10 protein-coding genes are annotated in these 12,891 nt (G+C 28.7%); 7 read left to right on the forward strand and 3 right to left on the reverse strand.

What is annotated here, in order from left to right:
• Positions 1–60: 60 nt before the first annotated feature.
• From glgP to BPP43_RS01895, 3 genes are all read left to right on the forward strand, one after another.
• Positions 61–2,625 carry an alpha-glucan family phosphorylase gene (glgP, locus tag BPP43_RS01885; RefSeq protein ID WP_014936102.1) on the forward strand — a complete coding sequence of 855 codons (2,565 nt, stop codon included), beginning with the start codon at positions 61–63 and terminating at the stop codon, positions 2,623–2,625.
• A 246-nt stretch (positions 2,626–2,871) separates the two neighbouring features.
• Positions 2,872–3,570, forward strand: coding sequence for a DUF554 domain-containing protein (locus BPP43_RS01890; RefSeq protein ID WP_015273995.1), 699 nt, complete (start codon positions 2,872–2,874; stop codon positions 3,568–3,570).
• Between the two features lie 38 nt (positions 3,571–3,608).
• On the forward strand, positions 3,609–4,724 hold the full coding sequence (locus tag BPP43_RS01895) for a hypothetical protein (RefSeq protein ID WP_015273996.1): 1,116 nt from the start codon (positions 3,609–3,611) through the stop codon (positions 4,722–4,724).
• Between the two features lie 242 nt (positions 4,725–4,966).
• Here BPP43_RS01895 and BPP43_RS01900 read toward each other — a convergent pair whose 3' ends face one another.
• Positions 4,967–7,984, reverse strand: a complete 3,018-nt coding sequence (locus BPP43_RS01900; protein WP_013243168.1) for a DEAD/DEAH box helicase — start codon at positions 7,982–7,984, stop codon at positions 4,967–4,969.
• Positions 7,985–8,250: 266 nt separating this feature from the next.
• Between BPP43_RS01900 and BPP43_RS01905 the strand changes: the two genes are divergently transcribed.
• The 4 genes from BPP43_RS01905 to BPP43_RS01920 all read left to right on the forward strand — a co-directional run bounded on the left by BPP43_RS01905 (position 8,251) and on the right by BPP43_RS01920 (position 11,247).
• A complete protein-coding gene (locus tag BPP43_RS01905; RefSeq protein WP_013243167.1) occupies positions 8,251–8,553 on the forward strand; it encodes a hypothetical protein in 303 nt (100 codons plus the stop codon).
• A gap of 23 nt (positions 8,554–8,576) precedes the next feature.
• On the forward strand, positions 8,577–9,836 hold the full coding sequence (locus BPP43_RS01910; RefSeq protein ID WP_015273997.1) for a tetratricopeptide repeat protein: 1,260 nt from the start codon (positions 8,577–8,579) through the stop codon (positions 9,834–9,836).
• Between the two features lie 137 nt (positions 9,837–9,973).
• Positions 9,974–10,711 carry a hypothetical protein gene (locus BPP43_RS01915; RefSeq protein ID WP_014932957.1) on the forward strand — a complete coding sequence of 246 codons (738 nt, stop codon included), beginning with the start codon at positions 9,974–9,976 and terminating at the stop codon, positions 10,709–10,711.
• A gap of 29 nt (positions 10,712–10,740) precedes the next feature.
• On the forward strand, positions 10,741–11,247 hold the full coding sequence (locus BPP43_RS01920; RefSeq protein ID WP_015273998.1) for a DUF2147 domain-containing protein: 507 nt from the start codon (positions 10,741–10,743) through the stop codon (positions 11,245–11,247).
• Between the two features lie 23 nt (positions 11,248–11,270).
• Here the strand turns inward: BPP43_RS01920 and BPP43_RS12735 are convergent, their stop codons facing one another.
• Together BPP43_RS12735 and BPP43_RS01925 are read right to left on the reverse strand one after the other, a co-directional pair.
• Positions 11,271–11,678 (reverse strand): periplasmic substrate-binding domain-containing protein, encoded by a 408-nt coding sequence (locus tag BPP43_RS12735; RefSeq protein ID WP_252832364.1) that lies wholly within the window; start codon positions 11,676–11,678, stop codon positions 11,271–11,273.
• Positions 11,671–12,876, reverse strand: a complete 1,206-nt coding sequence (locus BPP43_RS01925) for a peptide ABC transporter substrate-binding protein (RefSeq protein ID WP_252832365.1) — start codon at positions 12,874–12,876, stop codon at positions 11,671–11,673. Before BPP43_RS01925 ends, BPP43_RS12735 begins: the two co-directional genes overlap by 8 nt.
• Positions 12,877–12,891 lie beyond the last annotated feature (15 nt).

Genomic DNA, 12,891 nt, shown 5'->3' on the forward strand with positions numbered 1-12,891 from the left:
TGATTTTATTATAAAATACTATAAAATTAAAACATCTAAATTTTAAAGGGCGGTATATTTATGAAAGTAAGTAAATACATGGTTTCACCTTCTGTGCCAAAAGAGTTAGAACCATTGATGGAGATAACTAAAAACTTTTGGTGGGTTTGGAATCAGAAAGCAATTAATTTGTTGAGGAACATAGATATTGACAACTGGGATAAAAAAGACCATAATCCTATAAGACTTTTAGGGGAATCTTCACAAGAATGTTTCGATACTATGCTTCATGATGATGCAGCTATGATGAACTTAGCTGAAGTTTATGATGAGTTTAAGACATATATGAATCAAGAAACTTGGTATGATAGTTTAGATGATTCTCAAAAAACTAAAAATGAAAAGATTGCGTATTTTTCTTTTGAATATGGATTGCATGAATCTTTGCCGAATTATTCCGGCGGTTTAGGAATATTATCTGGAGACCATTTAAAGTCTGCTAGTGATTTAGGTTTGCCTTTTGTTGCTGTTGGACTTTTATATAGAAAAGGTTATTTTAGACAGTATTTAAATGCTGATGGTTGGCAGCAGGAATATGATATAGAAAATGACTTTTTTAATTTAGCATTAGAAAAGGTTTTAGATAAAAACGGCGAGACAATGAAAGTTGATGTTGATTTGCCTGGAAGAAAAGTTTATGCTCAAATTTGGAAGGCTAATGTTGGAAGAATAGAGCTTTATTATTTAGATGCTAATATAGAAGAAAATAGTGTAGAAGACAGAGATATTACAGCTCAGCTTTACGGCGGTAATTTAGAGACTAGAATACAGCAAGAGATACTTCTTGGTATTGGCGGTATTAAGGCATTAAACAAACTTGGTATTAAGCCTACTATTTATCATATGAATGAAGGACATAGTGCTTTTCTTTCTTTAGAGAGAATGAGACAGCTTATGGAAAATAATCATCTTGATAAGAATGCGGCAAGAGAGGTTGTTTATAGTTCTAACGTATTTACAACACATACACCTGTACCTGCTGGTAACGACGTATTTCCTATAGATATGGTACAGAAATATTTCAGCGAGTATGTTAAGCATATTGGCATGTCTATGGACGAGTTTTTAAGACTTGGAAGAATTAACCCTGATGACAATAAAGAAAATTTCTGTATGACAGTTTTGGCACTTAATTTATCTGCTGAAAATAACGGTGTAAGCTTGCTTCATGGTCATGTTTCAAGAGCTATGTGGAAAGATATATGGAAAGGAGTTCCAGAAGATGAGCTTCCTATTGATGCTATTACTAATGGTATTCATACATTAAGCTGGATTTCTTTTGATATGCAAAACTTATTAGATAGATATTTAGGTCCTCGTTGGAGAACTAAGCCTTTAGAGCATGAGGTTTGGGAAAGAGTACAAAGAATACCTGATGCTGAACTTTGGAAAACTCATGAGAGAAGAAAAGAGAGATTAATTGATTTCTGCAGAACTAGATTAAAATCTCAAATTACAAATAGAGGCTTTACAAAAAATGAAATAGAGCATGCTGACCAAATATTGTCGCCTGATGCTTTAACTATTGGTTTTGCAAGGAGATTTGCTACATATAAAAGAGGAACTTTATTATTTAGAGATTTAGATAGATTAAAGAAGATATTGAGCAATAAAGATAAACCAGTACAGATAATATTTGCTGGTAAGGCACACCCTCATGATAATGGCGGTAAAGAGCTTATTAGAGAGATATCTGAAATTTGCAGAAGAGAAGATTTTAGAGATCATATAGTATTTTTAGAAGACTATGATATTAATGTAGCAAGATATATGGTTCAGGGTGTAGATGTATGGCTTAATAACCCAAGAAGACCTTTAGAAGCTAGCGGTACAAGCGGTATGAAAGTTCCGCCTAATGGTGGTTTGAATTTCAGTGTATTAGATGGTTGGTGGGACGAAGCTTATGATGCTCAAAATGGTTGGGCTATTGGTAATAGAGAGCAGTATTCAGATTTAGAGTATCAAGATGATGTTGAAAGTAAAGCTATATATAATGTATTAGAAAATGAGATTATTCCTCTTTATTATAATAACAGAGGAAGAGATGATATACCTCGTGAATGGGTTGCTGCTATGAAATGGAGTATGCAAACTGTTTGTCCTGTGTTCTCTACAAATAGAATGGTTGCTGATTATTATAATAAGTTCTATAATAAAGCAAGCAAAAGATATTTGCATATGATTAAAAATGACTTTGAAAAGCCTAAAGCATTAAAAGAATGGAAACAAAATATATATGATAAATGGTCTAAGGTTTCTTTTGAAAATACTATTTCTGAGATGCCTTCAAGAAATTTAAAAGTTGGAAGCAAATTTGAAATAAAAACTATAGTAAATCTTGGAGATATAGCACCTGATTCTGTGAGAGTTGAGCTTTATTATGGTAAATTAAGCATGAAAGAAGAGATTATAGAGCCTTCTATAATTGAAATGAAACATTCTGCTGATTTAGGTAATGGAAGACATTCATTTAGCGGAGCTTTAGTATGTAACAATAGCGGACAGAGTGGTTTTGCTATAAGAATGTACCCATACAATAAAGATTTGAGTTACAAATTTGATATGAAGCTTATTATTTGGAGCTAATATTATTTTGATTTAGATATCAAAGGGTTTAACTTAAATAATTAAGTTGAGCCCTTTTTTATTTGTATATACTAAAGAATTGTATTTTGTTAAATCTATATTTTTTGCAAAAGTTATATTAGATTTTTACTGTAGCAAAAAGTTTTTAATATTATTATGGTTTCTTTATAAAATTAGATTTTTTATTTAGAAACTTATAAAATTATTAGTGTATATTAATTTATTATTTTTTATAAGGATAAAAATATGTTGGCTGTATTTGTTAATATGATTACTGTTTTTATTGGTTCTATTGTTGGAATAATATTTAAAAATAATTTATCAAAAAAATATGAGAGAGTTGTATTTATTTCTGCGGGTATAATATCTTTAACTATAGGTATTTCTATGGCTATTATTACTGAGCATATACTTATATTTGCTATATCTATTATGCTTGGAGGGCTTACGGGTACTATGCTTTCTATAGAAGAGAAAATTGAATCTTTTGGTAAAATCATAAAAAAGACTTTTTCATTTAAAGATAATGCATGGAATTTTAGTTTAGGTTTTTTAACATCATCAATACTTTTTTGTTCTGGTTCTATGGCGATAGTAGGTTCTTTTCAAGCAGGTACTAACGGCAATTATGATTTAATATTTACTAAGAGCGTGATAGACGGTTTTGTTGCTATATTTATGACAACAGTTTATGGCATAGGGGTGGCTTTTTCTGTGATTAGTATATTTGTTTATCAGGGAGCTTTAACTTTGCTTTCTTCTTTTTTAGAGCCCTATGTTTCTCAGACTATGCTTAATGAGGTTTCTGCTGTTGGAGGAGCTACTGTTATGATGATAGGACTTAATCTTCTTAATATCACAAAAATTAAAACGGGGGATTTTTTGCCTGCTTTGATTTATGCTATTTTTTTGGTGTTAGTTATACCATATATTTCTTTTTTATGATATAATTAAAATATTACCATTTTTTACTAGGATTATTTATGAATACTATTTTAAAAGATTATTTGGAATATGCTAAAGAAAAGTCAAATATAGATGAAGTTCAAGATACAAAATTAATTAAAAAAAATGAAAAGTTTTTAAAATTAAAAGAATTAGAGCATTCTGATGATATGCCTAAAATATGTAAAGAGCTTTCTCTTTCACTTAATGATATGGATATATTAAAATCTTTTAGTGCTTCTAATTTTATTGCACATTCATTTTATCATGATGATAATATTGATGAAGAGATTGGCAAAAGAATAATAGATTTATTTTATAAAAATATTTATTATGCTTGTAAATATATAAATGATGCTGCTTTGGCATACAATATAGATGAAGATGATTTAACAACTGATGATATAGATAATTTAGATATTGATATAATGTATAGAATAGATTATGAGGCACTTGCTGCTTTTACTGGTATTGATACTATGATACCTGCGATTATGACTTTAACATGCGGCAATCTTAATCTTCGTGAATATTTTAGAAGTTTAGAGCCTACTGAATATATAGAGTATATAGAAACTTATATTCCTAGTATGAGATATTTGCATGTTGGAATTGATGCTTCATTAAAAACAAAAATACTTGTACTTTCTCCAAAGGTTGAGAGAGGATTTTTTATTGAAACAGCTGACACTAATAATTGCTTTCATTTAATTACGCTTCTTGAAAATGAGATTTACAATAAAAAGTTATTAAAGAGATATGGAATAGATAATTTTGAGTTTAATGAGTTGGTTTATAAAGTGGCAAGAGGGGAGGAGTATTCTCAAGAGATTATTGAAACAACCGCTCATCAGCAATACTATACAATATATGCTTTACAAAGTGACGGTTCATACAAAATAGAAGATGATAATGGAGAGCTTGATTTGGATAATATTTTGCATAGCGATATTTCTCCGGAGGATATACCTCAAATTGAAGGCACTCCTATTATTATAATGGACAGTGAAGGCATGTGGACAAAACCTATAAAGTGGGATAATAGCTACTTTACAAAGCTACATCAAAAATTAAACCCATATGTTAATATATTAGACGAGATTACAGACGAAGAATACAAATCTTGGATAGAGAAGATAAAGAAGTTTAATTAATTTTTTAATATATCTAAAAAATTATATTTTGTTATAAAGGTTTTTATTTTATTAAACTTTTTCCCGCCTTTGCACCCATACCTAAAGGTACCTTGTCTACGGCAAAAGAAGTGGGGTGCTACTAAGTACGCACAGCGGTGGGCAAAGCCCTGCAAAATAATTAAAATTAAAAAACTAGATTTTGAGCAAATATAAAATTTTAAGTATATACTAAAATAATTTTTAGTTGCTATATATAAAATTTAATTAATAAGATTCTTTACTTCGTCCCAGCTTAGTTTATTAATATCGCCCATTGAATCGCCTACTACTGTATCTATAAGCACTCTTTTTTTGTTTTGAAGCTCTAAAATCTTCTCTTCTATTGTTCCTCTCGTTACTAGTTTATAATTTGTTACCACTCTTTTTTGTCCTATTCTATATGCTCTGTCGGTTGCTTGGTCTTCAACTGCAGGATTCCACCATAAATCATAATGTATAACAGTGTCTGCCTGTGTGAGTGTGAGTCCTGTGCCTGCTGCTTTTAGGCTAAGTAAAAATATAGGAGCTTCTCCTGCATTAAATCTATGTACTAAATCCATTCTGTTTTTTGTGGTGCCGTCCAAATAAAGATAATTTATATTGAGCTTGTTAAACGCATCTCTCATAATATTAAGCATTCTTGTGAAAGAACTAAATACCAACACACTATGCCCGCCTGATATAGCCTCTCTAATCATCTCTATAAACATATTAAACTTACCGCTTGTATGACTATCACCTCTTAAATCTTGATGCATAAGTCTTGGGTGGCAGCAAACTTGTCTTAGCCTTGTGAGTGCTGAAAATATTTCTATATGCGACTGTGCAAAACCTTTTCTTTTTACTGTTTCAAATATCTCTATTCTTGCAGCTTCAAGTATTGACATATAAAGCTCTTTTTGGTCTTTAGTTAAATCGCAGTAATTTACAACAGTGTGTTTTGGAGGCAAATCTTTAAGTACATCTGTTTTAAGTCTTCTTAATATAAAAGGTGCTATTCTTGTTTTGAGATTATCCAAAGCCTCATTTGATGTTTCTAAGCCAGATAAAATAGGAGCTTCATAATCTTCAATAAAGTCTTTATGCTTGCCCAAAAAGCCCGGCATTAAAAAATCAAACATAGACCACATTTCGCTTATACTGTTTTCTATAGGCGTACCGCTTAATGCGAGCCTTTTTAATGATTTTAAGCTTTTTACTGTTTTTGCATTTTGTGTGTTGGCGTTTTTTATATGCTGTGCTTCGTCGAGTATCACATAATTAAACTCGTTTTCGCTAAGTGCTTTTACATCTCTTCTTAAAGTAGAGTAGGATATTATAGCTACATCATAATTGCTTACAGCCCTAATCTTTTTCATTCTTGATTTTAAGCTTCCTGTTAAAACTATTGCTTCAAGAGATGGGGCAAACTTTTTTATTTCATAATACCAATTGGCAACGCATGAAGTTGGTGCTATTATTAAAGAAGTGAGTTTCTCCCCGTTTTCTTTTTCCTTTAAGATTGTAGCTATAGTCTGAAAACTTTTTCCAAGACCCATATCGTCTGCAAGTATGCCGTTTAATGACATGTCCGCAAGTTTTCTAAGCCATTTATACCCTATAAGCTGATAATTTCTAAACTCTCCTATTATGTTTTTTGGAGGCTCTTCATCATAATCAACTCTTTTTATATTTGATATTGTCTCTATTGCACTGTCATCTAAATCTAATTCTATACCGCTATGTTTTTCAAGCATATCAGCAAAGTATGGAGCACTAAACATTGGAAGCAAATATCTATTATCTTCATCATTTTCTATAGGGTTATCTTTAAGCATTTTTGCTATATAATCAATAACCTCTAAATCTATCGGCACAAATGAACCGTTTTGAAGCCTTATATATTCTTTGTTTTCTACTTTTACAGCTTTTATAATATCTGATAAATCATGTATCTCTTTAACTCCTTCAAATGAAAAATTAATCTCAAAGAAGTTAATGTCTTTAGTGAGAGAGACTTTCATTTTAAGAGGTTTTACATTTAGTTTGAGAGATTTAAAAGATTCACTGTAAAAACAAGTCCAGCCTTTATCCTGAAGCATAGGTAAAATTTTATAGCATAAATAAAATATCTTCTCATCATCTGATGAAGCAAAAGTATAATCTCCAACCTTATCCAAATATTTAGATAAAGTATTACAAAAATATTCCTCTTTTTCTTTGTCTCTATATATTTCATTTACTTCATTATCAAACATATTGCTGCTTGTGAATTTATTAGTATAAGGATCAACAGTAAAAGAACCATATTTGAATTTTATAGTAGAAAATACATTGCTTCCGTCATAGTCCAAGAACAATAATGCCTGTGCAGGAAATGCTAATATTTCATTTTCTTTTATGTTTTCTGGAAGTTCGATATGGAAATCTTTTTTTAAGTTTGGAAGCACCCTCGAACAAAAATCTTTAATATATGCTCTATTAACAGTTATAGGCTTTTTAAATATGTGTTTTTTTATTTTTGGATATGACGGATTAGTTTCATAAAAAATATCTTTATAGAGTATATAATCGCAATTCTCACCAAATGTGTAAACCTTGTTAAGCTCTACATCTTTTATATTGATGTCTAATACTAAATCTTTGTTTTCATTGTAGTATGTTTCTATAATAATATTTAATACTTCATCGCTGAATGTTATAACTTTGCTTTCTAATCTAATATTTGCTACTTCTTTAAGCATAGTTAAACATTGATAAGCATTATAATCTTTAAACCACAATTTACCGTTTTCTTGATTTTGTAAAGCATCAGCATATAAATTGTTTAAAAATCTTATTAATTTAGCTTCGCCTCTGCCAAAATCTTCTAATTCTATTCTATATTCTTCATCTTCTATTTTTTGTTTATCGCCAGTAACGCAAGAAAATAAAAAACTCTCAAGCTCTACAATTCTTAATTGCTTTTTTTTCTCTATGTCTATAAGTTTAAGTGAAAGTCCTAAGCTCTTTTCATTTCCTTCACCGCGTAATGACAATAATACTGATATGCTGAAATATTCTCTATAAAGATTGTCTCTGTAATTATCCATTAGAGGTGCACGCGTGTAGTAGAGCCAGTTTTGCCTTTCATCGTTTATTATTTTTACATCTTTTATGTTAAAAGTAGTATTATCTTCTTCATTGTTGCTATAATCTAAAAGGGTATCAGATTTTTCGTTATTTTCTTTAATATCTTTCTTTTTTAATTTTTCTGCCATTTTTTAGATTTTATCCTTTAAATATAGCCTAAATACTATTTTTATATACATTAAAATATTGACTATTCATGATAATAGAATTATAAAAAAAGTCAAGTTTTATGATATTTTATTATTCATTCTTATTATTCTCATAATTTACAAAATTAAATAATATATGTTATAGTAATTATATATAAAAGTTATGATTAATAAAAAATTATGATTGCAAAATTTCTTTTTCATTTTATAATTTTAATTAACATAATATTTATTTGGATAAACTAATGCTTAAAAAAATTATTGATAAAATAAAGTATTTTTATGCAGAGAAAAGGAAGTTATTTATTATAATATTATCTTCTTGGTTTGTATTTATTATATTAATAGGTGTTATTATAGGAGTAAATAAAAAGCCTGATATAGTTCCTTTAACGCCAGAAGAAGAAAATGCTATGATTTCGAATGATATTATAAAAAATGATGATAAAAAGATTATAGAAGGGGAGATGCTTTCAACAAAAAATAATTTGAGTTTTGAGGAATTAGAACGCTCAAGGAATTATGTGGAAAGCCGAAAAAATAAATAATAACTTTTAGGAGGAAGAAAAATATGCGTTTAAAGATATTTGCATGTGTATTTTCTTGTATTATGTTCACAGGGCTATTATTTGCTCAAGAAACAATCACAGTACAGCCAGATGATAAAGTGGTAACTAATGAAATGCCTGTCTCTGCTAAGGGAGAGCCTTTAGAGAAAGATTTACTTAAATCAATAGATTTGGCGGCTAATACTTTATTTTCTATTAAATTGAATGCTACTAATTTTGACAGATATATTCGTATTACAAGCTATTCTACAAATTTAGATTTTGTAAGATTTACTAGAGATAAAACTAATGCCTTTCTTACTTTCACTACATTAACACCAGGTATAGCAAAACTTAATTTCCAAGTAGATACAGAAGAAAATATAATAAAAAGATATATATATACAATCAATGTAACTAACGGAGATGCTATAACAGATACTAATTCTACAATGTTTGATGCTGAGACTACTAATGAAGCACCTACTACAAACGATATGATAATGGATACAAACGAAACAGTTACAAATACAACTGATACAAACACAACAAATAATACAGCAGCTACAAATGCAACAGCAACAAATGCTGCTAATAATACTACACAACAGCAACAAACAGTAACTAAAACAACACAAGCAGAAGATAATTCTGAAGTTGCTTTATTATTTAAATCAGCAGAAGAACTTAAAAATATGAAAGATTATGATAATGCTATAAGCTCTTATAATAATGTGATCTCTCAATATCCAGATTCAAAATATGCAGTTTATAGTTATTTTAGAGTAGGCGATATTTATAATTTGAAAAAAGATTATACTAATGCTTTTGATACATATAAAAAAGCTTCTGAATTAAAAACTGCTAACAACAATCAAAAGGCAGCTGCTTTATATTCAATGGGTGTTGTGAGAAAAGTTGAAAATAATAATCAAGAAGCTATGAAATATTTTAATGATGTTATAGCTAAATATCCTAATACTTATTCTTATGGAAATGCTGTATATGAAATTGCTGACAGTTTGAAGCAAATAGGTAAAATTTCTGACGGATTAAATATGTTAGAGAAATCATTAGCTTCAAAAGAGAAATTCTCTAAAAGAGCAGATGCAATGCTTCTTCTTGCAGAGATTTATGAAACAGGCAACAACAATGTAAGAGATTTTAATAAAGCTTATTTAACATATAATCAATATTTAAGTGAATACCCTAATACTTCAAAAACAAAATATGCTAATGATAGAAAAAACTTCTTATCAAGAAATGCTGTTAATATAAAATAAATAAATAATCTTTAATATATAAAAAAGCCATTTAAGAAGTAATTCTTATTTGGCTTTTTTTGTATATTTTTTATTGATATTTTTTATAGAATGTATTATATTTTATAAGAAAATAATATATTTATTTAAGAGTGTTTATGAAAAAAATTGTTATACTCTTTATACTAATATCTTCTTTAGCATATTCATTTCCATATAATATGTACACTGGAATGACAGGTGCACTTCGTTTGGGCGGTACTTTGTACTTAGATAATATGAGAATAGGAAATAAAAAATATACTTTATCAAGTCCTATTATGCTTAATTTTGGTATACTAAAGAATTTTGATATATTTGCAAGAGTGCTTCCTCTTACTTATATTCCAGAAGTGGGTGTTGGTGTTGAAGGAGAGCCTCAATTTTCTATAATGCCTAGATTTCAATTTTTTAATGGATTTATAGGGGCAGTTGAGGTATTATTTCCTGGTTCTTCAAAGCAGAAATTCGGATTAAATCCTCAGATACACTATTTAATAGGGCTTGGAGATTTTCTAACGATGTATGCCAATTTGGAAGTACCTATGTTTTTTAATGACCCTAGAGGTGTTGTTAATTATATAAGACTCAAAACTGCTATTGGTGTTTATCCTGGTTCTTTGTTTGGTTTTTCACTTGCTGGTATATATCTTGAATATCATTTGGCTTATGACTTTTATAATAAGGCTATGTTGGGCTTAAATCGTCTTGGGCTTGGTGTTTATTTAGTGCTTAATAGTGATGCTAGTTTATCTATCAATTTTAGTCCTTATGTTGAACAGCTTGCAAGCGGATATTATTTTGGTATAGGTGCTTATATTTCTTATACTCTAGATTTTAATAAGTTTATTAGATAATAAAAAACATTAATAGTTTGGATAAAATAATGAAAAAGATTATATTATTAATTATTTTATTTTCTTCATTTGTATATGGAGCAAATAATGCTAAAGATATTGAAGGTTTTTGGCTTATGCCTGATAAACCTAAAGGAAGAATGAAAGTTGCTAAGATAATAGTAATTAATAATAAACTTTATGCCTATGCAATTGATTTTCAAGATGATGTAAAAACTACTCTTGATATTCATAATCCAGATAAAGCCCTTAGAGATAAAGACCTTAGAGGACTTACATTTATTTATGATGTAGAGTTTAAAGATGGTGAGTGGCAAACTGGAAGAATATATCATACAGACCAAGGAAGCTCATATTATGCTAAAATTACTTTGGCTGATGATAAAAAATCATTATCTCTAAAAGCTTCATTAGATAAAGGCGGAGTAGTTGGTGCTAGTGTAAAATGGACAAGACTATCCGAAGAAGAAGCAAAAAAATATAATGATATGCCAATTAGCAGTTTAAGAACAGTAGAAGGCAAACCTATAAATTAATTATTAAATTATATAATTATCAATTAATTGTCTGCATCTTCAATAATTTCAGCATTCTTAAAATTGTATACACCAAAATTGTCGCATGTAACATTAATAAGTTTTGGGTTTTGCATAACTATGCTGTTATAATAAAATATAGGTATAATAGCCGTATCTTCTATAGCAATCTTTTCTGCTGAATGCAAATATTGTATATCTTGAGTTGTTAAATAATTTCTTATATTCTCATCATATAAAGGGTTATAATATTTTCCTTCGTTTAGTATATAATCTTTTTGCAGTAATGATAAAAATGACATAGGGTGATTATAGCCTCCAGCCCAACTGCGTCTTGCTATATCAAAATTACCTCTTCTTCTTGTTCTTATAAACTCATTATATGGTTTTGAAATAACTATAGTATCTATATTTAAATTTTCTTTAAGCATTTTTTTTAATTGCATTAGCTATTTCTAAATGAAGACCATCATCTGTTAATAATTCTATTACAGGAAAATCATCTGCATTTTTGTATCCTGCTTCTTCTAATAAGTTTTTAGCTAATTCTATATTTTTGTGATAATCTTCAGAATAAAAATAGTTGTTTGTATCTTCTGCTCTAAAATCTTTATTATCATATTTTATATTATAAGGCACTATAGCTGATGCTACTATATCATCAGATTTTACTATATTTGTTATTATAAAGTTTCTGTCTATAGCTAATGATATTGCTTTTCTTACCATAGCATTTGAAAGAGGATTTACTCTATTATTTATTTCATAAAAATATAATGAAGTTTTTGCTGTATTTTTTGCTATATTCCTTTCAAACAATTCATCTTTTTTTTCTATAGGTATATTATTATAAAAATATAATTCATCTTTTTCTATTAAACTTAGAGCCTCATTAGGATTATTGATAAACTCAAAATTAATTATATCTGCCTTTATGTTTTTATAATTCCAGTAATCTGTATTTTTTCTTATAACAAGCCTATAATCATCTAGCCTCACAATCTGAAAAGCTCCGTTTCCAATCATAGTATCAGCATTCAAAGACCAATTATTTTCATTTTTGCTTACTATATCTTCTCTTAAAGGAGTGTATGCACTATGACATACTAATTCATCAAAATATGGAACAGGGTATTCCAATTCAACATATAAAGTATCATTATCTAATGCCTTTACTCCTAATTGTTCTTTATCCATATTTCCATTTATTATTTCATGAGCATTTTTTATATTCTCTAAATATACAGCAAGAGGCGACTGTGTTTTAGGATCAACAATTCTCCTCCATGCATATACAAAATCATCAGCTTTTAAATCAAATCCATCAGCCCATTTAGCATTTGTTCTTATATAAAAAATATATATGGTGTTATTATTTGATGATATCCATTTTTCTGCTGAGCCTGGTATTATATTTCCGTTTTCATCTTTTATGGTAAGGTTTTCAAATAGATGATTTATATATATCATAGAGCTAATAGAAGAAGTTTTTGAAGGGTCTATTGTATTTGGTTTGCCTCCAACTGATACTGTTATTTCATTTAATATTTTTTTAGGCTCTTTGTGGCAGGATAGTAATAAAATTGATGCCAAGATAATTAATATATTCAAAAATCTATTTCTTTCCATAAAAAATCCAAAAAA

The sequence above is a fragment of the Brachyspira pilosicoli P43/6/78 genome (assembly GCF_000325665.1).
Lineage (GTDB): Bacteria > Spirochaetota > Brachyspiria > Brachyspirales > Brachyspiraceae > Brachyspira > Brachyspira pilosicoli.